Source organism: Bradyrhizobium sp. UNPA324, from assembly GCF_006658635.1.
GTDB classification, from domain to species: Bacteria; Pseudomonadota; Alphaproteobacteria; order Rhizobiales; family Xanthobacteraceae; genus Bradyrhizobium; species Bradyrhizobium nanningense.
This window is the reverse complement of record NZ_LFJD01000004.1, coordinates 6,321,719-6,346,154: the sequence shown is the minus strand read 5'-3', so window position 1 is coordinate 6,346,154 and position 24,436 is coordinate 6,321,719. Positions and strand designations below refer to the sequence as shown.

Genomic DNA, 24,436 nt, shown 5'->3' with positions numbered 1-24,436 from the left:
GCCGCTTCTTCAGCGGCCCTCGAAGGGCGACGGCCCGGCTGCAGCTGCGGGGCCGTGCATCCTTCGAGGCTCGCCGCGCGGAGCTTTGCACCGCGCAGCTCACACCTCAGGATGACGGTGCGCGAGGGTTGCTTGTCGCATCTAGCTCTTGTCATGATCTCCAGCTACGCTTCCTTCCAACGAAAAACCTCAGGGAGCCAGCCCATGCCCAAGCTCGACCATCTCCGTCCCAGCGGCCTGCATCACAATCCCGCTTACTCCCACGTCGTCACCGCCTCAGGCGCGCGGACCATCTACATCTCGGGACAGGTCTCGGTGGACGAGGAGGGACGGATCGTCGGCGAAGGCGATATCGCCGCACAGACCACACAGGTGATGCAGAATCTCGGTCACGCGCTGAAAGCGGCCGGCGCGAGTTATTCCAACATCGTCAAGATTACGACCTTTGTCGTGAACTACAAGCCGGAGCTGCGCCCGGTCATCGGCAAGGCCCGCTCGGCCTTCTTCGAAGGCATGGAGCCGCCGGCGTCCACGCTTCTCGGCGTCACCGCGCTTGCCGCGCCGGAATGGCTGATCGAGATCGAAGCGATTGCGGTCGCGGATTGATCTGACTGTAGGATCGGGTTTCGCTGCGCTCTACCCATCCTACTCTGCTGACAGCTCTTGTAGAGACGCCATCGCTTCGTCCAGCCGGTCAACGGGCACGAAGAGATGGTCATGATGGAAGGCCGAAACGGCATTCACGCCGATGCCGGCTTCGGCGAGGCGCGCCGTGATCGCCGCCAGGAAGCCGACCGCGTCGAGCGCCGAGTGAACCGTCAGGGTGATCAGCCGCGAGGCAAACGCATAGTGCAGTCCCGCGGCTTCTGCTTCTTCGCGCGGGATCACCAGCGTTGTGCCTTCCTGCTCGCGAAACGTCAGCACTGGGTTGATCATCGCCGGAATGCTCTCATTTGCCGGGATCGTGCAGAACACGAAGATGCCCGGCCGCAGCTCCGGCCTCATGTCTCGCAGCAACACCCGGATGTCGCGTTCTCCCGTCATCACTCCGGCGCCTTCTCCGGGCCGTCATAGGCGATGCCGCGGATCACCGCAGCGCTGCCGAATTTCTTGCGCAAACTGTCCACCGCGCGCTCGGCGTGGGCGGCGCGGCGGTCGAGCATGTCGGTGTCGTCGGCGGCCGAGCCGTTGCGCAGCGCGCTGACGCCGGCGCCCATCAGGCGGAAGGCGGTGCCGTCGATCTCTTTCGCCAGCATCTCGCGGCAGATCGCAAAGATCTTTGCGGCGAGCTGGGTCGGCGCGGCGATCGACTGCGAGCGGGTGCGCTGCCGGAAATCGGCGGTCTTCAGCTTCAGCGTGACGGTCGTGCCGGCGAGCTCGCTGCTCTTCAGCCGCGACGACGTCTTCTCGCATAGCCGCCACAGGATCTTCTCCAGCGTCGCGAAATCGCGGATATCGGTCTCGAAGGTGGTCTCACTGGAAATGGTCTTGGCGCCCCGGTCAGGCTCGACGCGGCGGTCGTCGATGCCGCGCGCGAGCCGCCACAGCCTGCGGCCGTCGCTCGGAAACTGCCGCATCATCTCGATCTCGTCGGCCTTCTGCAAATCGGCGATGATGCGGAAGCCGCGCTGCACGAGGCGCTCCTGCGTGGCGGGGCCGACGCCGAAGATGAAGCCGACCGGCTTGTCCGCCAGCATCACGCGCGCTTCCTCCTGATCGAGCGCGGCAAAGCCGCGCGGCTTGTCGAGGTCGGAGGCGATCTTGGCCAGGAACTTGTTGCAGGACAGGCCGACCGAGACGGAGATGCCGATGTCGCGCTCGACCTCGCGGGCAAAGCGCGCCAGCACCTTTGCCGGGGCCATGCCGTGCACCCGCTCGGTGCCGGAGAGATCGAGGAAAGCCTCGTCGATCGACAGCGGCTCGACCAGCGGCGTCAGGGCCTGCATGGCCTGGCGCACCTCGCGGCCGACGCGGACATACTTCGCCATGTCGGGCGGGATCACGGTCGCATGCGGGCAGGCTTCGAGCGCCCTAAACATCGGCATCGCCGAGCGCACGCCATAGGTGCGCGCGATATAGCAGGCGGCTGATACCACGCCGCGTTTTCCTCCGCCGATGATGACGGGCTTGTCGGCGATGTCGGGGTTATCGCGCTTCTCGACCGTCGCGTAGAAGGCGTCGCAGTCGATATGAGCGATGGTCAGCGAGCCAAGCGCCCGATGGCGGACGAGGCGAGGGGAACCGCAGGCCGAGCAGCGCCGCACGGCCATATCCAGATCGGCCAGACAATCCCGGCAGAAGCAGCGGGGCCCGGCCGGGACGGGAACGATCACGGCACGTCGCGCTCCCAGGAGGGGGCGCCGAGCGAGTCGCCGAGGACCTGCCGCGCTGCGGCAACGTTGGTCGGATGCAGTTCGACGGAGCTGGCAAAGGCCTTCACGGTGGCGTCGTCCCGCATCACGAAATCGAGCACGCTGAGCAGGAAATTGGGGTCCGCGGCGGCATTGCGCAGGGTCTCCGGACCGACCCCTGTCTCGGCCAGGAACAGGCCCAGCCGCTCGGGCTCGCTCGCGACGAAGGACAGCGCCTGAATCGCAACGATTTCAGCGACTTCGCGGGGGTTGTGAACAGGCTTTTTCAAGGGGACGGTTTGCCTTTCCGTTAACTTTCAGTGTCTACTTTGCATCATGCCCGAGTCTCGCCTCTGAGTCTCCCGACCCCAGACAAGCAACTGGAAACCACATCGCAGAAAGTCGACCCTCGGGTTTAACGAAACTCAAGCGAATCTGAGGCTAGTTTGAATCCAGTTTTCGAAACGCCGGCGAGCGGCGTCTGAGGCGTCACATGTATCGGTCCTTCGGACCAATCAGGAGGGCGGGATGGCCAAGACCGTCCTGATCGTGGAAGACAACGAGCTCAACATGAAGCTCTTCCGCGACCTGTTGGAGGCGCACGGCTACCAGACCTCCGGCACCAGCAACGGCTATGAAGCGCTCGACCTCGTTCGCAAGATGCGGCCCGACCTCGTGCTGATGGATATCCAATTGCCGCAGGTCTCCGGCCTCGAGGTGACGCGCTGGATCAAGGACGATCCGGAACTGCGTTCCATTCCCGTCGTCGCGGTCACGGCGTTCGCGATGAAAGGCGACGAAGAGCGCATCCGCGAGGGCGGCTGCGAGGCCTATTTGTCCAAGCCGATCTCGGTCGGCAAATTCATTGAGACGGTCCGGCGCTTTATCGGATAGGAAGTGAGTTCACAGTGTCTGCGCGTATCCTGGTCGTCGATGACGTCCCCGCCAACGTCAAGCTGTTAGAGGCCCGCCTTTCCGCCGAATATTTCGACGTGATGACCGCCTCGAACGGCACCGAGGCGCTGGCGATCTGTCATCGCGCCGAATGCGACATCATCCTGCTCGACGTGATGATGCCTGATATGGACGGTTACGAAGTCTGCCGCCGCATCAAGTCCGACCCGGCCACGCATCACATTCCCGTCGTCATGGTGACGGCCCTCGACAGTCCCTCCGACCGCAACCGCGGGCTCGAGGCCGGCGCCGATGATTTCCTGACCAAGCCCGTCTCCGACGTCGTGCTGATCGCCCGCGTGCGCTCGCTGACGCGGCTGAAGATGATGACCGATGAGCTGCGCATGCGCGCCATCACCTCGCTCGAGATCGGCATGCAGGCGCCCGAGCGCAGCGCCGTCTCTGACACCGGCAAGGGTGGCCGCATCCTCCTGGTCGACGACCGCCAGTCTTCCTACGAGCGGCTGGCGACGATCCTCGCCGCCGAGCACACCATCGACGTCGAGCCGAACCCGACGGAGGCGCTGTTCCACGCCGCCGAGGGCAATTACGACCTGCTGATCGTCTCGCTCGACCTCAACAATTTCGACGGCCTCAGGCTCTGCAGCCAGGCGCGCTCGCTGGAGCGCACACGCCACGTGCCGATCCTGGCGATCGCGGACCCCGAGAACTCGACCCGGCTGCTCCGCGGCCTCGAGATCGGCGTCAACGATTACCTGCTGCGTCCCATCGACAAGACCGAGCTCCTGGCGCGCGCCCGCACCCAGATCCGCCGCCGCCGCTACACCGATCACTTGCGCGACAACGTGCAGAACTCGATCGAAATGGCGATCACCGACGCGCTCACCGGCCTGCACAATCGCCGCTACATGGAGAGTCATCTGGCAACGCTCGCCGAGCAGGCCGCGACCCGCGGCAAGCCCCTGGCGCTGATGATCCTGGACATCGACTTCTTCAAGTCGATCAACGACAATTACGGCCACGACGCCGGCGACGACGTGCTGCGTGAGTTCGCGGTGCGGGTGCGCAAGTCGATCCGCGGCATTGACCTCGCCTGCCGCTACGGCGGCGAGGAATTCGTCATCGTGATGCCCGAGACCGATCTGCACGTCGCCGGCATGGTCGCCGAGCGCCTGCGCCGCTCGATCGCGGGCGAGCCGTTCGCGATCCACAAAGGGGCGAAGCGCATCGAGGTCACCATCTCGATCGGCCTGACCACGCTGGAGAGAAAGGGCGAGGCGGTCGCCGACGTCCTCAAGCGCGCCGACACCGCGCTCTACCGCGCCAAGCACGACGGCCGCAACCGCGTGGTGTCGCAGGCGGCGTGAGGCCGCTCGCACAAAAAGTGCGAAAACAACCCCATGCATAGTAGCCGGCGCTCATCGGATCAATGGGTTACGCGCGGGTTGCAAAGGGCCTTGCGCTAGCGGTCGCGCCTTTTGACTTGTCGGGCAAAACAGGAGCATTTTGATCCTGTGGCGGCGGTCTCCCGAACTCCGCCGTCATTCCCCGCGAAAGCGGGAAATCCAGTACGCCGCGGCCTCTCCGTTCAATCACAGCTGCCTCTGGAATACTGGATCACCCGCTTTCGCGGGTGATGACACCGAGCAGTGCGGCGCCGGCGTTTATCGCGGCGGGCGCTTGCGACCCTGCGCCGGCTTCGCATCGCCCCCCACATCCACCCCCGCATTCCGCAACAGCACCGTCGCCGCTTCCTTCGCGGCGCGCGCCATCGCGGGGTCGTCGTGGACGAGGTCCTGGGCGATCGAGCCGTCGACCAAGAGCACCAGCTGCGTTGCGAGCGCGTCCGGGTTCGCCACACCGAGCTCGGTCAGGCGATCGCGAAACCAGAGGCGGCGGCTTTCCTTGAAGGCGATCGCGATCTTTTTCACGGCGCGGTCCGTAGGACCGAGCTCGGCGACCGCGTTCACGAACGGACAGCCGCGAAAATCCTTGGCCGCAAAGCGCCGCTCCAGCGAATCGAAGGTGGCGAGGATCTGCTCGGCCGGCGGCTTGTCGGAAGGGGATGCGTGCACGAAGCGGCGCTCCAGATAGGCCGCAATCAGCGCGTCCTTGGAGGGGAAGTGGTTGTAGAGCGTGCGCTTACTGATGCCGATCTCGGCCGCGATGGTGTCGACGCCGATCGCACGAATGCCTTGCAGATAGAACAGCTTGTCGGCGGTGTGAAGGATCCGCTCTTTCATCGTCTGTGGGGCGGGCGGGGGAGCCATGCAGCAGAAAAGCTCCTGTTGGCTTGACAGCACCTGCCAATCATAGCCTAAGTACACAGGTCTGTGTAATCAAAATCGACGGCAAAAGCGGACGGCGGCCTTTGCGCCGTGCCCAAAAGGGAGAAGAAAAATGCCCCTGCTGCAGGTCCTGCGTCCGACCTTGCCGATCCTGATCGGCGCCTCGATCATGCTGACGCTGAGCATGGGGCTGCGGCAGAGCCTCGGCATCTTCATGCAGCCGCTGACGCATGACATCCACATTTCGATCTCGGATTTCACGCTGGCGCTGGCGGTGCAGAACCTCGCCTGGGGCTTTCTCCAGCCGCTCGCCGGCGCGATGACGGTGCGCTACGGCTTCCGTGCCATCATGATCGCGGGCTCGCTGATGTATATTGTAGGCCTTGCGCTGATGGCGACCGCGAACGGGCTGGTCAGCATCATGATCGGCGCCGGCGTCCTGATCGGGACGTCGCTGGCCTGCACCGCGGCTGCGATCGCGATGTCGGTGGCGGCACGCGCGGTGCCCGCAACGGTGCGCTCCACCGTGCTCGGCATCGTCTCCGGCGCAGGCTCGCTCGGCGCGCTCTTGTCGGCACCGATCGGGCAGATGCTCAACGAGGGTTTCGGCTGGCGCGTCGGGCTCGCCGGTTTCGTCGTCATGTCGGTGCTGATGATTCCCGCGGCCTGGTATGCCGGCCGCGTCGATCAGGTCCCGCTGCCCAAGCCTGCCGCCGACGACATCGGCGATGTGAGTGCGGCGTCGGTGACGAAGGCGGCGTTCGGCAACGCCTCCTTCGTGGTGATGACCTGCGCCTATCTCGTCTGCGGCATGCAGCTCGTGTTCCTCACCACGCATCTGCCGTCGTATCTGGCGATCTGCGGCCTCGACCCGATGCTGAGCGCACAGACGCTCGGCATGATCGGCGGCTTCAACGTGCTGGGCTCGCTGTTCTTCGGCTGGGCCGGCCAGCGCTGGAACAAGCTGGCGCTTTTGGGCGGCATCTACATTCTGCGCTCGCTGGCGCTCGCCTGGTACTTCATGCTGCCGGCGACCCCGTTCTCGACGCTGCTGTTCGGCGCGATCATGGGATTCCTCTGGATGGGCGTCGGCCCGCTGGTCGCGGGCGCGGTTGCCGAGATGTTCGGCCTGCGCTGGCAGGCCATGATCCAGGGCCTCGCCTTCATGAGCCACCAGATCGGCAGCTTCCTCGGGGCCTACGGAGGAGGGGTAATCTACGACGCGCTCGGCTCCTACACCATGGCTTGGCGCATCGGCGTCGCGCTGGGGCTAGCCGGTGGCATCGTGCAGGTGGCATTCGCGCTGGTCAGGCCGTCACAACCGCCGGCGCCGGTGCTGCGGACGGCGTAGGCGGCGAGGCGGCTCCAGAGCTTTCGCTTCGGAGCTGGGAGCGGACGACGCGCTGCGTCGTCGTGATCGACAGTCTGTGCGCGCGAGCGGGCTTGCCGCTTGAATTGTTCACGTCACAATCGACGGGGTTGAGAGGTCGTTGTAATCGACGACAATCGTGGCCTTCGCTTCCGGTTGGCAGCTCCGAAGATAGAGCCGCTGCCCGTCAACGTAGCGTCGGTTCGATGGAGCGGCGGGGTCGGGTGATGAGCCATCGCGCGAAGCGCAGCGCGCTACGGACACGGAGAAGTCCGTTCGGAGGAAGATGGAAGCGTCCCAATAGGCGAGCAGTTCAGGCCGGTGCAGGAAGATGCCGTCTATCAGCAAGACGGAAGTGGGCGGTGCCTCCAGGTCATTGGCAGGCACAATGTCGTCGGTCAGATGATCGAAGAAGGCCCGACGATAGCGGCGAGAACCACCGGGGCTTAGCGGGTCCAGCAAATATTGCTTCAATGCCGCGTAGTTGTAAGAGTCCTCGAAAAAACCATCCGGTGAATGTCGCCCGCGCCGATATCTGACCGCCCGGGGATGATGAAATCCGTCGACTGATGCTCGAATGACAGGCCGCCCTTTGGTCGCGACGAGGCTTCCGAGTTCATCGGCGAATGTGGTCTTTCCGGCTCCGTCGACGCCATCGATAGCGACCCGGACCGTCCGATCTGGCGAGATTGCGACAAGGCGGTCGGCCAAGCCGGATAGAAGCTTTCTTCTCTTGTCCATCTGGATCGACATGCGCCGGGATCAAGTCACTTGAACCTACGATGGAGTTGGTCACGTCTGCAATTGGCCTCAGGGGAACACCACGAGAGCCACTGCCATGTCTATTGTCCGCGGGAAACCGGACGTTGTCCCACTCATGGGCTGACTGCCGTTTTTGACCCATCTCGGACGTTGCCCCTAGCCCGATAGCAGCGCACCATGCTTTAATCTGACCGCCATTGCTGCGATTTCATAATGGAGACATTCATGGAACGTCGTGAGTTTTTGGTGCGAACCGCAACTGCCGTTTCCGCTACTCTCCTCCTGGAAAGCATCCGGTCTGACCGTTATCATTTCGTTGGTTCAGTGCTTGCTGCTGGCAACGGCGACGGCCAGAAGGCGACACTTGAGCAAAGATTTGCCGATTTTGCATTAGCCATACGATATGAGGTTTTGCCCGTTGAGGTTATCACGTCGGTCAAGCGCGTCCTTCTTGACACACTCGGATGCGCATTTGGATCGGTAGGATCCGAGCCCGCAAATATAGCCGAGACAACCATTCGCAAGACGTTCGGAGATGGCGATACAGCGACAGTGATCGGCTATCCGCGACCCGCTACCATAGAAGGTGCACTGTTCGTTAATGGAGTCCTCGTCCGTTCACTCGACATGAACGACACCTACATCGGCACCGAGCCGCTTCATCCAAGCGAGGTGATTCCCGCAGCGCTTGCGCTCTGCGAAGAGCAAGGCCGAAGTGGCCGCGATCTCATCGAGGCGATGGTTGTCGGCTATGAGGCCAGTATGCGCGTCAATGATGCCATCTCCTTCATTGAACGAGGTTTCCATCCGTTGTGTGCAGCCTCGTACGGCATTCCTTTGATTGCGGGCAAGGTCTGGGGGCTTCCAAAGCAGGCGCTCGCAAACGCGGTCGGAATATCTGGCGCACGTGGTTTCACAAGTTTTGCCGTCAATAGCGGCGCGATCAGTATGATGAAGGCCATGGGGCTCGCGGCGACCGCGGCCGATGGCGTTTTCGCAACGCGACTGGCCGCGCAGGGCTTTACCGGCCCATCTGGCACGCTGGAATGGCTGGCCTCAAAAATGAAACCTCCCAAGGAGGGGTTTGCCGTCGACCTCGAACTTGCGCGATACCGGCTGCCCCGCGTGGCATTCAAGCGTTTCCCTGTTCAGATCGAGTTGCAGGCTGTGGCAGAGGCCGGTGTGCTGCTTGCTGCAAGGATCAAAGGGCGAGCACAAGATATACGGGCGATCACGGTTGAGACCTATCCCGGAATTATCGAGCGCGTAGCAGATCCTCCGAAATTCCGGCCGCAGACCAAGGGTACCGCTGATCACAGTCTTCCCGTGTGCCTCGCCATGGCTCTTGTCGACGGTGATGTGACAGTCTCACAATTCGAGAACGACCGCTGGCGGGACCTGGACGTGATGGCCTTGGTGGACAAGACCTCCGTAAAACCCGGAGAATCTCTCATTGCAAAACTGCCAAGGGGCCGCGGCGCAAGCGTCGAGATTGTCCTCGCAGATGGTCAGTCCGCGCGCGAGACAGTGGAGGTTCCCGAAGGCGATGCACTACGCCCGCTCGCGCGAGCGTCACTCGAACGAAAGTTCATGAATTTTGCCGTGCCAGTCGTTGGTAAGGCTGCTGGAGAGCGCGTCATGTCGCTCGTCGATGGTATCGAGGACCTAAGCAATGTCCAGGAGTTGACCCAGGAGCTGAAAGGGATGGGAAAACAAGACCCGTCGTGACCTGATGGGCCTGTCGATCTTCGAATTTGGTCAGGAACGGAGTGGGTAGACTAATTTGATGCACTGTGGATGAGCGCTTCCGGCATGTTGAGCGGCTCAGTACCTTCAGAGAAGACAATGAAGCGACGCTTAAGTATGGGCTACAAACCCGGTAAATCGGCCGGCGGCAAGGCGGCGACGCCAAGTAAATCCAAAGCGATGCCCGGCGATCGTTTGGCGACGACCGCGCAGCAAAGACGCTTAAGACGCGAGCGCGATGAGGCGCTCGAGCGGGAGAAAGCCACCGCTGAAGTGCTACGGGTCATCAATTCATCGGCCGGCGATTTGGAACCGGTATTCAATGCGATGGTCGAAAATGCGCTCCGGCTTTGTCAAGCCGAGTTCGGAAATTTGTTTCTCTACGATGGCAAGGAGTTCGCCACGGCCGCGCTGCATGGCGCTCCCCCGGCCTATGCTGAGGCGCGACGTCACGGCGGGGTGGTCCGTCACCCCCATCCGGATGTTCCCTTAAACCGCGTCATTCGCACGAAAGAGGTTATTCACATTGCGGACGTCAGAAACGAACAAAGCTACATCGATCGCGACCCACGATTCTCCGAGCTTGTCGACATCGCCGGAGCGCGTACCCTTCTACTTGTGCCAATGCTTAAGGATGACAAACTGGTCGGCGCCTTTGCCATCTACCGCCGGGAGGTCCGGTCTTTTGGAAGCAAGCAGATCGAGCTGGTCCGGAATTTCTCAGCCCAAGCTGTCATTGCAATCGAGAACGCAAGGCTGCTGAAGGAGTTGCGCCAGCGCACGAATGATCTCAGCGAAGCACTGCAGTTCCAGACAGGCAGTGCCGACATCCTCCGCGTTATCGCCTCGTCCCCGACCGATGTCGGGCCGGTTCTCAACGCGATCGTCGAAAGTGCCTGCGCGCTCTGTGGGGCCTATGACGCCGTCATCGTGCTCCAGGGAGCCGACGAACTACACCTTGGTGCCCATCATGGCCCGATTGCCATGAATCAGAAGCGCTGGTCCAATGACCGGGCCTCGATCTCGGGCCGCGCCGTGGCCGACCGGCACCCGGTCCATGTGCACGACGTGCTTTCCGAAGGCACGGACTTCGCGATAGCGCGCGAAATGTCACGTGTCGATGGCTGCCGCACACTCCTTGGCACGCCGCTGCTGCGTGATGGCGAAAGCATCGGCGCGATCGTGCTTCGTCGGTCGGAGGTCAATCCGTTCAGCGACAAGCAGATTGCCTTGCTCCAAACATTTGCCGATCAAGCGGTAATCGCCATAGGCAACGTCCGCCTCTTCGAGGAGGTGCAGGCGCGGACGCACGAGTTGACGGAATCGCTGGAGCAGCAGACCGCAACATCGGAAGTGCTGAGCGTTATCAGCCGATCGGCCGGCGATCTCGCACCGGTGTTCGACGCGATGCTGAGCAAGGCGATGCAGCTCTGCGGCGCTAGTTTTGGCGTGCTCAACACCTACGATGGCAGGCAATTCTACACGGCGGCCACTTATGGTCTGCCCCCCGCATACGATGAGGCTCGACGTAAGCAGCCTCTCCAATATGGTCCTGCCACAGCGCCCGCGCGCCTCTTGAAGGGTGAAGCATTCGTTGAAATCACCGACCTGCTCGAGTCGGACGCCTATCGCAGCGGAGATTCCAACCGGCGGGCGCTGGTCGACCTCGGCGGTGCACGCTGCCTGCTCGCGGTGCCGTTACTCAACGACGAGCGAGTGGTAGGCAACGTCATGATCTTCCGGCAGGAAATTCGGCGCTTTTCCGAAAAGCAGATCGCGCTCCTGCAGCAATTTGCTGCCCAGGCGGTCATCGCCATCGAGAACACGCGGTTGCTCAGCGAACTGCGCAAGCGAACCGAGGATTTGAGCGAGTCGCTGCAACAGCAGACGGCGACCGCCGACGTGCTCAAGGTGATTAGTCGCTCGGCCTTCGACTTGCAGGCCGTGCTCAATACGTTGGTCGAATCGGCGGCGCGACTATGCGAAGCCGATATGGCGGCGATCACCCGCAAGACCGGCGATGCTTATTTCCGGGCGGGTTCCTACGGCTTTCCAGCCGAATTCGCCGAGTATGTAAGGGATCTCCCGGTCCGGCCCGACAAGCGCACCATCACGGGCCGGACTTTGCTCGGCGACAAGATAGTCCATGTTACCGATGTGCTTGAAGACACTGATTACTTTTTCGAAGGCCAGGAATTAAGCGGCAATCCGCGCAGCTTTCTTGGCGTGCCCTTGCTACGCGAACGCAATCCGGTCGGCGCCATTGTCCTTGCACGTCGCGAAGTCCGGCCATTCAGCGAAAAGCAAATCGAGCTCGTTACGAGCTTCGCCGATCAGGCCGTCATCGCGATCGAGAATGTGCGCCTCTTTGATGAAGTACAGTCCCGCACGCGGGAACTTGCAGCCTCACTCGACGACCTCCGTACAGCGCAGGACCGGCTGATCCAGACCGAAAAGCTTGCCTCACTCGGACAGCTCACCGCCGGCATTGCGCATGAGATCAAGAACCCGCTCAACTTCGTCAACAACTTCGCCCTGCTGTCGTCGGAACTGACGGACGAGCTCAACAATATTCTGAACTCCGCCAGTCTCACCAGTAATATCCGCGACGAAGTCGACGAATTGACAGGCCTTTTGAAGGACAATCTGCAGAAGGTCATCCAGCACGGCAAGCGCGCCGATTCCATCGTCAAGAACATGCTGCTGCATTCGCGCGAAGGCAGCGGCGAGCACCGGCTGACTGACGTGAACAACCTAGTCGAAGAGAGCCTCAATTTAGCCTACCACGGCGCGCGCGCCGAAAAGCCGCAGTTCAACGTCGCGCTGCAGCGCGACTTTGATTCGGAAGCCGGTATGGTCGAGGTATTCCCGCAGGAAATCACCCGCGTGCTGCTCAACTTGCTTTCCAACGGCTTCTACGCAGTGGGCCAGCGCAAAGTCGACAACGGCAGCGGCGAATTCGAGCCGATGATCACCGCCAGCACGCGCGGGGCCAGCGATCATGTCGAGATCCGGATCCGCGACAACGGCACCGGTATCCCGCCCGAGGTGAAGGAGAAGATGTTCAACCCATTTTTCACCACTAAGCCAGCGGGGGAAGGCACAGGGCTTGGCCTGTCCATAAGCCACGACATCGTCGTGAAGCAACACGGCGGGACGATCGAGGTCGTGAGCGAACCCGGTGCGTTCACCGAGTTCATTCTCACACTTCAACGAAAGGGTCAGCGCAAAGGCACCCCTGGGGAGACCAAGTGAGCATCTACATCATGGTAGTTGATGATGAGCTGGATGTCGAAAGCATGTTTCGTCATCATTTTCGGCGTGACTTGCGATCGGGGCGCTTCGTGATGCAGTTTGCTTTGTCCGCGCTGGAGCAGATGAGAGCGATCCCAGACCCATCACTGATTCTGACCCTGTCAGACATCAACATGCCAGGCATGACAGGGCTGAGATGCTTCCGAAAGTGAGGGCACAAGACTGCCGCAGTGCAACATGCCCGCTTCCCAATCCATCCGGTCCTATTTGACTTGCAGGTGGCGGCTGTCCGCATCTCCTGCGCATCCCAATGTCTGATATATTGATATGTGCCGGGTTCATCCAAGAAGGCCCGCAGGAAAGAATTGATCCCCGGAGAAGCACTGCCGTCGAACTGACCGCGGGCCGCGGCTTTATTCAATGCGCAATCATCCACAGGGGAGAACGCCATGAAACGTCGTCAATTTCTAAGTACGGCAGGCGCTGGTCTCGCCGCGTCCGCCGCCGTTGTTGCGCCAGCCATCGCTCAGTCGATGCCTGAACTGAAGTGGCGCTGCACCACGAGTTGGCCGAAGTCACTGGACGTGCCTTTCAGTGCATCAGAGACGATCGCAAAATATGTTGCAGAAGCTACCGACAACAAGTTTCAGATTCAGCCCTTCGCAGGCGGCGAGATCGTGCCTGCCTTGCAGGCGGTCGATGCGGTAAGCAACTCAACGGTCGAAATGTGCCACACCGCCGCCTATTATTTCATCGGCAAGGATCCGACCTTCGCACTCTATTGCTCGGTACCGTTCGGCCTGAACTCGCGCCAGCAGAACGCATGGTTTCAAGATCACGGCGGTCAGGACATGCTCAACGAGTTCGGCAAGAAGTACAACATATACGGCATTGCGGGCGGCAATACCGGCACTCAGATGGGCGGCTGGTTCCGCAAGGAGATCAATAACGTCGAAGATCTCAGCGGATTGAAGATGCGGATCGGCGGTTGGGCGGGCAAGACCCTTTCAAAGCTCGGCGTGGTCCCGCAGCAGATCGCAGGCGGCGACATCTATCCCGCGTTGGAAAAAGGCACGATCGACGCAACTGAATGGGTCGGTCCCTATGACGACGAGAAGCTCGGCTTCTACAAGGTCGCGAGGTACTACTATTATCCGGGCTGGTGGGAAGGCGGCACGGCGCTGCATTTCTTCATCAACCTGGACAAGTGGAACGCCCTGCCAAAGGCTTACAAGTCGCTCCTCACTCTGGCCTGCGGCTATGCCAACATGGATGTTCAGGCGCGCTACGATGCGCGCAATCCGGCGGCCATCAAACGGCTGGTCGCCAACGGGACCCTTCTGCGTCCGTTCAGCCAGGCGGTGATGGAGGCGTGCCTAAAGGCTTCGAACGAGGTCAATGCGGAAACCTCCGCATCCAACCCTGATTTCAAGAAGATCTACGATTCGCAAATGGATTTTCGAAACGACGAGAATCTCTGGTGGCAGATCGCGGAGTATTCATATGAAACATTCATGATCCGCACGCGTTCGAAGGGCTGAACGAGCCGCGCGTTTGAAATCTGACTTACCGGAATATCCGGATTTGGCCCTAGGCTGACATCCAACTGTCCGCATTCAGCGTCGTCTTCTGCATCGAAAGCGGACATTGCTTGGGACGCGCCTAGTCGTCTGGCGCGTCCCCTAGCCGCAACGCACTGCGTTCCAACGCCTCGCCTTTCATGAGCCACCAGCTCGGCAGTTTCCTAGTGCCTATGGGAGGGTCGTGATCGACAGCTTGTGACCCAACTGGGACATGTGCGCCGTAGGATTGTTGCGATGCAGAGCGCGTGGGTATAAAAAGGACTACGGTGGCAAGATCGTCCGCAACGCCAACCGCACTGCGCTCCTCCAAAGCATCCGGTACCTGATCCCATGACCAAAGCGCGCGCCGTGCCGATGCCGAGCAACAGTGTGCTTACGCCGCTTTACGCGGGCGCGGATCTCTTGGATGCCTTTGCAATTCGACTGCCGGCGGGCGCCAGTGATGATGTAGAGGTGCTGGCTCGCGCCGCGCTCGAGCGACAGGCGTGGTGGATTCGTGCCCTCACACGTGTCCGCGATATCGTGATGGCGACGGTCGGCGTCAAATCGTCGCGCGCCGTCGGTCTTGCCGCAGCGGCGCGCGGGCCGGTTATCGGCTTCTTCCCGGTGCTGTCAAAGAGCGCGACGGAGCTGGTCGTGGGCGCGGATGACCGGCATCTCGACTTCCGCGTCACCATTCAACTTCGCCCCGATGCAGCAAATGGGCGCGAGCTGGTCGCGGGCACTGTGGTGCATTGCCATAACCGATTGGGGCGTATCTATCTTACGACGATAGTACCGTTTCATCGCGTGATTGTGCCGGCCAGTTTAGAACAGGCGGCAAGAGCGATGAAGAGTTAAGCATGCTTTAGCGGTTGCGACCTGTTGCGGTCGACGAACGAGTCTGTTTCTGGCGCCCTGGCGGATCTTGACGTCGATGTCCGCGGATGCGGTCGCTTAGTCGTCGTTTGTCCGAGAAGGTTCATGCGGTTCTCGAAAATTTTGCCGCTCCTCAGCGCTCGTTTGCAGTCATAGGATTGGTCTCGCAGGGCGACGTGTCTCCGGCTCCAATCGATTCATTCTGAATTCCTGCGTTGCCGCGCGAGGCGGAGCTGCTCGTCAAAGCCGCGAACAAAAAAGCACAGGGGGGACCTCATGACCGCGTTGTCACGCCGCGATTTCCTGGCACTTTCGACATCCGCCGCAGCCGTCGGCCTCGCCGCACCAGTGCGGGCCGCGATGGGGCCGAACGACAAGTACGATCTGGTGATCCGCGGCGGCGAGGTGCTCGATCCCAGCCAGTCGCTGCGCGCCAGACGCGATATCGGCATCCGCTGGGGCATGATCGAGACGGTCCAGGAGACGATCCCCGTCGAGCGCGCGCTGAAGAGCATCGACGCGTCAGGCAAGCTCGTGATGCCCGGTCTGATCGATCTGCATTGTCACGTCTACCCTTACGGCTCGGCCATCGGTATTCCCGCCGACGAGCTGGTGCAATTCCAGGCCACGACGACCGTCGTCTCGGCAGGCGATGCCGGGGTCAACAATCTGGCGGCGCTGCGCCGGTTCATCGTGGCCCAAACGCGGGCGCGGATGTACGCCTTCGTCCATATCGCCAATAACGGCCTGTCGGCGTTCCCGGCCGCCGAGCTGTACAATATCGACGTCGCACAGACCGAAGCCTGCGCGATGGCGCTCGCCGAGAACCGCGACTTCCTGCTCGGCGTCAAAGTGCGGATGTCGGAGAACGTGATTTACAAGCACGGGCTCGAGCCGCTGAAGCGGGGCATCCAGGCTTGCGAGATGTGCGGCTGGCCGGCCAAGATGATGGTGCATATCGGCGGCGTCGAGACCAAGGAGCTGATGTCGCAGATCCTCGACCTGCTCCGCCCGGGCGACGTGCTGACGCACGCCTATTCAGGCGCTCCGAACATGTCCAACGTCTTCACCAACATCGTTCAAGACGGCAAGCTGCTGCCTGCGGCTCTCGCCGCCAAGCAGCGTGGGGTCATCTTCGACGTCGGTCATGGCGGCGGCAGCTTCGATTTCACCGTGGCGGAAGTCGCGATCCCCGGCGGATGCACGCCGGACACGATCTCCTCCGACATTCATGTCTTCTCCGGCAATTCGCCAGGCATTCCGTTCCTGCCCAACGTGATGAGCAAGTTCATGATCCTCGGCTTCACGCTGGAGCAGGTGGTTGCGATGGCCACCACTGCCCCGGCGAAGATCATCGACCGCGCGCCGAAGATCGGCACGCTGCAAGTCGGTGCGCCCGGCGACGTCGCCATCATGGAGCTGGTGGAAGGGCCGGTGAGCTTCGTCGACACCCGCAACAACAAGAGGGACGGCAAGGCCTATCTCAAGCCGATTCAGACCGTCATCAACGGGGTGCCCTTCGGCCGGCCCTATCAGGCGCCGTTCGCAGTCAGATAGCGAGCCGGCCGACGCTGAACGTGTGCGACGCGCGTGATCGAGGTCCATCAAAGTTGCGGGACTACGTCCGCGACAATCTTGTTGCATTCAACGAAAGGTGGTATCGTCGGGTTGGGTTGCATAGGGAGACGTAGCCATGAGCTTCTCGCCGCGTGTGTCGGCCCCGCTGTCTTGCATTGCCTTGATGATCCTCGGATCAGGCAGTCCGGCCCTGTCGCAGCCAACAACGACGCTTCCCGACGTCACCGTCGAGGCTCCAACGCTCAGGTCAAAGGCGAAGCAGCACGTAGTTGCGCGACACACTGTCAGCAGCCCCACGACGACGACCGTTGGAACGATCTTGGCGGCGCCGATCTCGGATTCGGCAAAGCTCGCAAGGTACGCGAGCATCACGGGCAGCTGCGTCGGAGGTTGCTCCACGAGCTTCAAATCCGGAACCGCTCCCTGGCACGGCTGCTCGATATCTTCCTATCCGGCTCTGTCGCCGACGTGCAGAAACGTCGGTAATTTCAAGACCTACGAAGAGTGCCGGGCGACGTCGATGCTGATGGGGTGGAGACCTAACGACATTCCATGGTACTGTAGCAGCCTGGCTCTGAAGTAGCCGGACACGTGCAGCTAAGACGCCGCGATGCGAAGCATCGTCCGGTGCGATGCGCTGCAGAGCCGGGGCCCATGCCTCAGCAGTGCGCCGTGTTGCTTTCTGGGTCACGGCTCTCAGGAGCAGCGCCATAGCGTGTCGAAGACGCGCGTGAACGTGCTGATGGCGCTGCACCGTGTTCGGGATACGAGAGAGCTCGCGCTCAACCGCAGCACAAGATCTTTGGAGAGAAAGAACTAGCGCGCGCGTCCTGACCGCTTAAGATCGGCGACCTTGAACCTGTTGCCGGCGGCGAGGCTGCTGCAGAACCAATGGGCTCTGTTTCGAAACTCGCCGAGGAACACCTTGGTCTCGACGCAAGCCTCGTAGGATTTATGGGTGATGGTGTCTCGGCACGTTGGCGAGAAAGGCCCATAGTTCAGACCGCCGCCCGACTCGCTGCATCCAATCCACGGCTCATTGCCCTGTCGGAAGCTTGTTGCACAGCCACCGTTGCAGCTGCTTGCGACTTTCTCCAAGCCGGCAATCCGCGCCATTGGCGAGCCCGGTGCATACGAAGTTGTGCGCGCGATTGACGTTCGAGCTGTTGACGCAGTCCGACGCGGCGCCGTTGTGTTTGCTCCCCGCTCCGACACATGCGGCTTTGCCACCTGTTTCGGCGCGTCGACCGTGATGGGAGGAAGCGAGGTGGCGGAGCCGGTTGGGATTTGCGATGCTGCCGGGGCGCACAGCAAGACGGTTGACAGGGCTGCGATGGTTGAAGGCACGATAAGGCTCGATGACAATCTCATGACCATGTCCTTCCAATGCCGGCACGGAAATGCCGTGCCGGTAATTGCACGGTAACATACATTTGAGGTTGATCAATCGAAGGTTGAGGAGCCGTGTGACCAATCGTTGACTATGGTGGTCAGGCGAGGTGGAGCACGTCAATTCGTTCTCGTGCCCGGACGCGGCGCTCCTGGCGATGCGAAGCATCGTCCGGTGCGGTGGCAGAGCCGGGCCCATGTCTCCGCAGCGGGCTGTGTTGCTTTCTGGGTCCCGGAGGCAGCGCAGCAACGTTGCACTCTGCAGCGCGTCCGGGAGACGCGGCTCAAAAACGAAAACGGGGCCCGAAGGGGCCCCGTGAAACTCAGCAGTGCTGATCCGCGATCTTACTTGATCTTGGCTTCGCGGAATTCGACGTGCTTGCGCGCGACCGGATCGTACTTCTTCTTGACCAGCTTGTCGGTCATGGTGCGCGAATTCTTCTTGGCGACGTAGTAGAAGCCGGTGTCGGCCGAGGACACGAGCTTGACCTTGATGGTGACCGCTTTGGCCATGTTCTGAACCTCAGAATATCAGGGGAATCTGGAGCCGGCCAAACGGCCCGCGTTGGCCGGCAACCTAGCCAGAAACCGCCTGATGTCAAGGTTTTACACTCTGAAAACCACCCAAATCGGCCCGATCAGGCCTCGAAGAACCGGTTTTTCGGCCGAGGCAGGCCCAGATTCTCCCGCAAAGTGGCCCCTTCGTACTCTTTCCGGAAAATCCCGCGCCGCTGCAGCTCCGGGACGACCTTGTCGACGAAATCGTCGAGGCCGGCGGGCAGGAACGGGAACATGATGTTGAAGCCGTCCGAGCCGCGCCCGACCAGCCATTCCTCCATCTGGTCGGCGATGGTCTTGGCCGTGCCGACGAAGGACAGCCCGCCATAGCCGCCGACGCGCTGGGCGAGCTGGCGCACGGTGAGCTTGTCGCGCTTGGCGAGGTCGACCATGCGCTGGCGGCCGCTCTTGCTGGCGTTGGTCTCGGGAATCTCGGGCAGGGGCCCATCAGGATCGAAGCCCGAGGCATCGGTGCCGAGAATGACGGAGAGCGAGGCGATGGCGCTGTCGTAATGCACGCGGCTGTCGAGCAAAGCGCGCTTCTCCTTGGCCTCATCGACGCTGTCGCCGACCACGACGAAAGCGCCGGGCAGGATCTTGAGGTGCTCGGGATCGCGGCCGACCTTCTCCATGCGGCCCTTGATGTCGGCATAGAGCTTCTGCCCGTCGGCGAGGCTGCCGCCGCCGGTGAACACGGCTTCCGCGGTCTCGGCCGCGAGCTGCTTGCCATCTTCCGATGCGCCGGCCTGCACGATCACGGGCCAGCCCTGCACGGGCCTTGCGATGTTGAGGGGGCCGCGTACCTTCAGATATTTGCCGTTGTGGTCGAGCGTGTGCATCTTCGCGGGATCGAAGAACAACCCGCTCTCGACATCGCGCACGAAGGCGTCGTCGGCGAAGGAATCCCACAAGCCGGTGACCACGTCGTAGAACTCGCGGGCGCGCTTGTAGCGCTCGGCATGCTCCATGTGGTCGTCGAGGCCGAAATTCAGCGCCGCGTCCGGGTTCGAGGTGGTGACGATGTTCCAGCCGGCACGGCCGCCGCTGAGATGGTCGAGCGAGGCGAAGCGCCGCGCGACGTGATAGGGCTCGTCGAACGTGGTCGAGCCGGTCGCGATCAGGCCGATGCGCTCGGTGACCGCCGAGAGCGCCGACAGCAGCGTGAACGGCTCGAACGACGTCACGGTGTGGCTGCGCTTGAGGGCGTTGACCGGCATGTTCAGCACGGCGAGGTGATCGGCCATGAAGAAGGCATCGAACTTGCCGGCCTCGAGCTTCCGGATCAGCTGCTTGATGTGACCGAAGTTGAAATTGGCATCGGGCCAGGCCCCGGGATAGCGCCAGGCGCCGGTGTGGATGCTGATCGGGCGCATGAACGCGCCAAGCTTGAGTTGCCGTTGTGCCATCGCGCGCGAAGTCCGTTCTGGGTGTCGTTGGGGGAAGACATAGGCATGCCGGGGAACTCCGCCATTGGGGGAGGCAGGAAGAATTTTTTGTTTTTCGCGACACGCTCAGCACAATCGCGTCATTGCGGGGTCGCCACTTGGCGCGCGCCCCGGAATGACAGCGGAGGGCGGGTCGTTCCGAATCGAACCGATCCGCCGTTCGGCCCGACCAAGCCTCAACCTTCGCTTCCGAGGAGACGCTTCAGTGGCCGGCGCAATGACAGTAGACGGCACAATCCGCATCGACCGTCCCATGCCCTGGGTCGGCCGGCTGCTGTCGCTGCCGCTGCTGGCGGCAAGTAGTTATCTGCTGTGGAACGTTGCGCTCGGCCTGCGCCAGGATTTTTTCGGCTTCGGAAGGCTCGCCGATGATCTCGTGCCGGTGCTGGTGTTCGCCGGGCTCGGGCTCCTCGTCGGGATCCCCGGACTCATCCTGCTCACGTTCCGCTATTTCGTCGTGCTCAACGAGACGCTGCGCCAGATCGTCATCACCAGGCAGTTCGGTCCGCTGAATATCCGCTCCTCGCGCGATCTCGCCGACTACCATTTCGTCAGCATCAACGACGACTACGATCCGCAAGCGACGACCTACGACGTCAATCTCTGTGGCAACAAGGGCACCGAGCCGATCACGCTTCAGAGCTTCACCAGGCGGGACGAGGCGGACAAGCTCGCGAGCGAGATCGGCCGCCTCCTGAAACTGCCGGCGCGCGACTATGTCGGCACCGAGCCGGACGCGGACTGATCCGCACGATCAGCCCAAAAAATCCTTCTGCATCTTGCCGCCGTAGAAATGGAAGAACGGCACCGGCGCGTCGTGGCGGAGTGGGCCGGTGGCAAGGCGGCTGTCGAGCTCGTTGAGCACGTTGCGCGTCATCGGATGCAGATCGGCGAGCGGCTTCGAGCCGAGCTCCACCCAGACCAATTCGACCAGTTCGGCATCGGCATGGATCACGCCGTCGATGCGGTGAGTGATCGCGGAGGCATCCGCAGTGAAGAAGCGCGTGTCGAACCGCTTGACGCGGCCGGGCGGGGTGATCGCGCGCGCGATTAGGAACAGGCTGGACGGATCGGGCAGGAGACCTGCATCCGCGAACGGCTTCCACGGACCATCGAGCTTCGTCAGCTTGGCCTCGGTCTTGCGGCCGAGGCAGAGACCGGTCTCTTCGCAGGCCTCGCGGATCGCGGCAATGGCGAGCGATTTCGCGCGTGAGGCGGGGGTCTTCGGGCTACCCTTGGCAAGATTGGCTTCCAGTTCGGCCGTGATGGGCGCAGCACACGGCACGCGGTAGTCGGCTTTGTCGACGCGCCCGCCCGGGAAGACGAACTTGCCGGGCATGAACACCACCTTGTCGTGGCGCTTGCCGACCAGAACTTTCGGAATGGCGCCGCTGCGATCGACGAGGATCAGCGTCGCCGCATCCTTCGGACGGAAATAGGGATGATGATCGGCTTCCTTTTCTTCGTGGACCTTTGTCTTCTCCGCAACCGGCGCAATATCCGTCATGTCCTCACCCAGGTCGTTCTTGCTTATTTGCTTACACCGGCGGAATACCATCGGGAGGGGTCTCGTCAAACCCGTGCATGCGCAGAGCCCATTGCAAGCCGACCACAGCTCCCTTCACCGGCTGCAGCAGGGCGAGCGAGGCGACGAAGGTGAAGGGCAGATAGGCGGCGAAGCTGATCCAGACCGGCGTGGTGTAATTGGTCTCGATCCACAAAACACCCGGCACGACGATGTGGCCGACGATGACGATGACGAGATAGGCGGGCAGATCGTCGGCGCGGTGCGGGGTGAAATCGAGGTCGCATTTGGCGCAATTGTCGGCCGTCTTCAGGAAAGCGCGGAACAGCTTTCCCTCGCCGCAGCGCGGGCAGCGGCCGCGAAAGCCGCGCCTCATCGCCGTCCACAGATCGCGCTTCTCGACGAGCCCCGTCTCGCGCGTCCAGATCTTTGGGGCCGTGCTCATCGTCACCATGCCTTGCCTTTCTTGCCTTTGCCCTTGTTCTTTCCTTTGCCCTTCCCAGCCTTGCCGGATTTTGGCTTGGCCGGCTTGCGTTTTTTGTCCGGGCTGCGCCCAGGATGTGCCTTGAACGAGGGACGGCGTTGTGGTCCAGGTCGCCTGCGGTCGCGCGGCGCGGTCTCGCTTGAGGATGACAGCAGCTCGAAGCGCAGTGCGCCGGCGATGGGGGCCGCTTCAATCAGGCGGACATCGACGACATCACCGAGCTGATACATGGTGCCGCTGCGCGTGCCGATCAGCGCATGGCGGCTCTCGTCATAGTTGAAATATTCCGTGCCGAGGGATCGGATCGGGATCAATCCGTCGGCGCCGGTCTCGCTCAGCTTGACGAACAGGCCGGCGCGGGTGACCCCGGAGACGCGGCCCTGGAAGCTGGCGCCGATGCGGTCGGCGAGGTGATGGGCGATCAGGCGATCGACGGTCTCGCGCTCCGCCTTCATGGCGCGCCGCTCGGTCAGCGAAATATGAGCTGCGACCTCGCTTAAGGTTTCCGGCGTCTCGCTGTCGGGCAGGGCGCCTTCGCCCAAGCCCAGTGCGCGGACCAGGGCGCGGTGCACGACGAGGTCGGCATAGCGGCGGATCGGCGAAGTGAAATGCGCGTAGCGCCGCAAATTCAAGCCGAAGTGCCCGTAATTCTCCGAGGAGTATTCCGCCTGCGCCTGGGCGCGCAGCACCACCTCGCTCACCAGCGGGTAATAGTCGTGACCTTCGAGCTGGGCCAGCACGCGGTTGAACAGCGTCGGTCGCAGCGCACCTGATTTGGCGAAGGGGACGTCGAGCGTCTCCAGGAACTCAGAGAGCGCGTGGACCTTTTCCAGCGTCGGCTCGTCATGCACGCGGTAGATCAGCGGCAGTGATTTCTTCTCCAGCGTCTCCGCAGCGGCGACGTTGGCGAGGATCATGAACTCCTCGATCAGCTTGTGCGCATCGAGACGCTCCGGCACCACGACGCGGTCGACCGTGCCGTCGCTCTTCAGCAGGATCTTGCGCTCGGGCAGATCGAGATTGAGCGGATCGCGCTCGTCGCGCGCGCGCTTGGCGCAGGCATAGGCGGCATAGAGCGGCCGCAATATCGGATCGAGCAGGGGGCCCGTGACATCGTCCGGCCGACCGTCGATCGCAGCCTGTGCCTGCGCGTAAGCGAGCTTTGCCGCCGAGCGCATCAGGATGCGGTGGAACGTATGCGAGCGCTTGCGGCCATCGGGGCCGAGCACCATGCGCACCGCGAGCGCGCCGCGCGGCTCGCCCGGCACTAGCGAGCAGAGATTGTTCGAGATCCGCTCGGGCAGCATCGGAACGACGCGGTCGGGGAAATAGACCGAGTTGCCGCGATCGAGCGCGTCGCGGTCGAGCGCCGAGCCCGGCCGCACGTAGAAGCTGACATCGGCAATGGCGACATTGACGATGAAGCCGCCTTTGTTGTTGGGATCGTCGTCGGCCTGCGCATGCACCGCGTCGTCATGATCCTTCGCATCCGGGGGATCGATGGTGACGAGCGGCACGTCGCGCCAGTCCTCGCGTCCCCTAAGGTTGGCGGGCTCTGCGGCTTCCGCCTCGCGCTCCGCAGTGGAGGAGAATTGCAGCGGAATGTCATGGGCGTAGATCGCGATCAGACTGATCGCCTTCTCCGACTTGACCGAGCCGAGCTTCTCCTTGACCCGGCCTGACGCCAGGCCAAAGCTGCGGGTGCGCACGATGTCGACGCTGACGAGGTCGCCATCCTGTGCGCCGTGCGTATCGGCTGGAGCGATGTTCAGCTCCCGGTCGGCGGACTTCTTGTCGACGGGCACGAGGCGTCCGCCGCCATCGGGAAGGCTGCGGAAGACGCCGAGGATACGGGTCTTGGTCTTGTCGAAGACCTTGATGATGTGGCCGAGATAGGCCGGGCCTTCGGTCTCGTCCGAGCGCTCGACGCGCAACAGCACGCGATCGCGAACGCCGGCGACGGTGCCGGGCTTTGGCCGGCGCGGCATCTGGATACGGATTTTAGGAGGCTCGCCGCTCTCGACCTCATCCCATTCGGTCGGGGAGGCGATCAGCTCACCGTCGGAGTCGCGCCCCGTAATGTCGGCGACCAGCGTCGGCGGCAGGCTGTCCGGTTCGGACACCGTATGGCGCTTCTTCTTGATGGTGCCGTCGTCGGCAAGCTCGCGCAGCATGCGCTTGAGCTCGACGCGATCGGCGTTCTTCAGGCCGAACTCGCGTGCAATTTCGCGGGTTCCGGCCTTTCCTTGATTTGCCTTGATGAAGGCGACGATGGCTTGCCTGTCGGGAAAGCCATGGTCATTCTTGCGTTTCACTTAACCTCTAATTCT

21 protein-coding genes and 1 pseudogene are annotated in these 24,436 nt (G+C 62.3%); 11 read left to right on the top strand and 11 right to left on the bottom strand.

Translation table 11 applies throughout. The annotated features are described in order from the left end of the window. Positions 1–204: 204 nt before the first annotated feature. Complete coding sequence (locus UNPA324_RS30405; RefSeq protein WP_141937615.1) at positions 205–606, top strand: RidA family protein; 402 nt, start codon at positions 205–207, stop codon at positions 604–606. Positions 607–645: 39 nt separating this feature from the next. Here the strand turns inward: UNPA324_RS30405 and UNPA324_RS30400 are convergent, their stop codons facing one another. The 3 genes from UNPA324_RS30400 to UNPA324_RS30390 are packed head-to-tail and all read right to left on the bottom strand — an operon-like array spanning position 646 to position 2,641. Then, the gene (locus tag UNPA324_RS30400; protein ID WP_141937613.1) at positions 646–1,044 is read right to left on the bottom strand and encodes an ACT domain-containing protein; all 399 of its coding nucleotides are present in this window, start codon (positions 1,042–1,044) and stop codon (positions 646–648) included. Further along, positions 1,044–2,333: a DNA polymerase IV gene (locus UNPA324_RS30395; RefSeq protein WP_141937610.1), complete on the bottom strand. Its 1,290-nt coding sequence runs from the start codon at positions 2,331–2,333 to the stop codon at positions 1,044–1,046. Before UNPA324_RS30395 ends, UNPA324_RS30400 begins: the two co-directional genes overlap by 1 nt. Continuing rightward, a complete protein-coding gene (locus UNPA324_RS30390; protein ID WP_128920558.1) occupies positions 2,330–2,641 on the bottom strand; it encodes a DUF3572 domain-containing protein in 312 nt (103 codons plus the stop codon). Before UNPA324_RS30390 ends, UNPA324_RS30395 begins: the two co-directional genes overlap by 4 nt. Positions 2,642–2,879: 238 nt before the next feature. Here UNPA324_RS30390 and UNPA324_RS30385 point away from each other — a divergent pair, with 238 nt between their 5' ends. Further along, positions 2,880–3,245 (top strand): response regulator, encoded by a 366-nt coding sequence (locus UNPA324_RS30385; protein ID WP_008130064.1) that lies wholly within the window; start codon positions 2,880–2,882, stop codon positions 3,243–3,245. 14 nt (positions 3,246–3,259) lie between these two features. Next, positions 3,260–4,633 carry a PleD family two-component system response regulator gene (locus tag UNPA324_RS30380; protein ID WP_141937608.1) on the top strand — a complete coding sequence of 458 codons (1,374 nt, stop codon included), beginning with the start codon at positions 3,260–3,262 and terminating at the stop codon, positions 4,631–4,633. Positions 4,634–4,930: 297 nt separating this feature from the next. On the opposite strand, the gene UNPA324_RS30375 is transcribed toward UNPA324_RS30380, so the two are convergent. Next, positions 4,931–5,536, bottom strand: coding sequence for a TetR/AcrR family transcriptional regulator (locus UNPA324_RS30375; protein WP_141937606.1), 606 nt, complete (start codon positions 5,534–5,536; stop codon positions 4,931–4,933). A gap of 130 nt (positions 5,537–5,666) precedes the next feature. Here UNPA324_RS30375 and UNPA324_RS30370 point away from each other — a divergent pair, with 130 nt between their 5' ends. Further along, the gene (locus tag UNPA324_RS30370; protein WP_141937604.1) at positions 5,667–6,905 is read left to right on the top strand and encodes an MFS transporter; all 1,239 of its coding nucleotides are present in this window, start codon (positions 5,667–5,669) and stop codon (positions 6,903–6,905) included. Between the two features lie 108 nt (positions 6,906–7,013). Here the strand turns inward: UNPA324_RS30370 and UNPA324_RS30365 are convergent, their stop codons facing one another. Then, on the bottom strand, positions 7,014–7,676 hold the full coding sequence (locus tag UNPA324_RS30365; RefSeq protein ID WP_246667248.1) for a nucleoside/nucleotide kinase family protein: 663 nt from the start codon (positions 7,674–7,676) through the stop codon (positions 7,014–7,016). A gap of 234 nt (positions 7,677–7,910) precedes the next feature. Here UNPA324_RS30365 and UNPA324_RS30360 point away from each other — a divergent pair, with 234 nt between their 5' ends. The 6 genes and pseudogenes from UNPA324_RS30360 to UNPA324_RS30335 all read left to right on the top strand — a co-directional run bounded on the left by UNPA324_RS30360 (position 7,911) and on the right by UNPA324_RS30335 (position 16,684). Beyond that, positions 7,911–9,413 (top strand): MmgE/PrpD family protein, encoded by a 1,503-nt coding sequence (locus UNPA324_RS30360; protein WP_181769572.1) that lies wholly within the window; start codon positions 7,911–7,913, stop codon positions 9,411–9,413. 117 nt (positions 9,414–9,530) lie between these two features. Continuing rightward, the gene (locus UNPA324_RS30355) at positions 9,531–12,686 is read left to right on the top strand and encodes a GAF domain-containing sensor histidine kinase (protein WP_246667247.1); all 3,156 of its coding nucleotides are present in this window, start codon (positions 9,531–9,533) and stop codon (positions 12,684–12,686) included. Next, a pseudogene (locus UNPA324_RS30350) lies at positions 12,683–12,903 on the top strand (response regulator transcription factor); the annotation flags it as partial. The gene UNPA324_RS30355 and the pseudogene UNPA324_RS30350, both read left to right, overlap by 4 nt. Before the next feature lie 232 nt (positions 12,904–13,135). Then, positions 13,136–14,227: a TRAP transporter substrate-binding protein gene (locus UNPA324_RS30345; protein WP_128920565.1), complete on the top strand. Its 1,092-nt coding sequence runs from the start codon at positions 13,136–13,138 to the stop codon at positions 14,225–14,227. A 372-nt stretch (positions 14,228–14,599) separates the two neighbouring features. Then, on the top strand, positions 14,600–15,109 hold the full coding sequence (locus UNPA324_RS30340) for a DUF2867 domain-containing protein (protein WP_128920566.1): 510 nt from the start codon (positions 14,600–14,602) through the stop codon (positions 15,107–15,109). Positions 15,110–15,403: 294 nt separating this feature from the next. Continuing rightward, positions 15,404–16,684 carry an amidohydrolase family protein gene (locus tag UNPA324_RS30335; RefSeq protein WP_128920567.1) on the top strand — a complete coding sequence of 427 codons (1,281 nt, stop codon included), beginning with the start codon at positions 15,404–15,406 and terminating at the stop codon, positions 16,682–16,684. A gap of 87 nt (positions 16,685–16,771) precedes the next feature. On the opposite strand, the gene UNPA324_RS35410 is transcribed toward UNPA324_RS30335, so the two are convergent. From UNPA324_RS35410 to UNPA324_RS30315, 3 genes are all read right to left on the bottom strand, one after another. Further along, positions 16,772–17,113, bottom strand: a complete 342-nt coding sequence (locus UNPA324_RS35410) for a hypothetical protein (protein ID WP_181769571.1) — start codon at positions 17,111–17,113, stop codon at positions 16,772–16,774. A 1,326-nt stretch (positions 17,114–18,439) separates the two neighbouring features. Continuing rightward, positions 18,440–18,607, bottom strand: coding sequence for a 50S ribosomal protein L33 (gene rpmG, locus UNPA324_RS30320; RefSeq protein ID WP_007603295.1), 168 nt, complete (start codon positions 18,605–18,607; stop codon positions 18,440–18,442). 125 nt (positions 18,608–18,732) lie between these two features. Further along, positions 18,733–20,058, bottom strand: a complete 1,326-nt coding sequence (locus UNPA324_RS30315; RefSeq protein WP_141937593.1) for an LLM class flavin-dependent oxidoreductase — start codon at positions 20,056–20,058, stop codon at positions 18,733–18,735. A 244-nt stretch (positions 20,059–20,302) separates the two neighbouring features. Here UNPA324_RS30315 and UNPA324_RS30310 point away from each other — a divergent pair, with 244 nt between their 5' ends. After that, complete coding sequence (locus tag UNPA324_RS30310) at positions 20,303–20,842, top strand: hypothetical protein (protein WP_181769570.1); 540 nt, start codon at positions 20,303–20,305, stop codon at positions 20,840–20,842. Between the two features lie 9 nt (positions 20,843–20,851). On the opposite strand, the gene UNPA324_RS30305 is transcribed toward UNPA324_RS30310, so the two are convergent. Genes UNPA324_RS30305 through rnr form a run of 3 tightly spaced genes read right to left on the bottom strand, consistent with a single transcriptional unit; the run spans position 20,852 to position 24,421 of the window. Then, positions 20,852–21,604 carry an NUDIX hydrolase gene (locus tag UNPA324_RS30305; RefSeq protein ID WP_141937589.1) on the bottom strand — a complete coding sequence of 251 codons (753 nt, stop codon included), beginning with the start codon at positions 21,602–21,604 and terminating at the stop codon, positions 20,852–20,854. 31 nt (positions 21,605–21,635) lie between these two features. Beyond that, positions 21,636–22,076: a DUF983 domain-containing protein gene (locus UNPA324_RS30300; protein WP_141937587.1), complete on the bottom strand. Its 441-nt coding sequence runs from the start codon at positions 22,074–22,076 to the stop codon at positions 21,636–21,638. Beyond that, entirely contained in the window at positions 22,070–24,421 is a 2,352-nt protein-coding gene (rnr, locus tag UNPA324_RS30295; protein WP_141937585.1) for a ribonuclease R, read from the bottom strand. Before rnr ends, UNPA324_RS30300 begins: the two co-directional genes overlap by 7 nt. Positions 24,422–24,436 lie beyond the last annotated feature (15 nt).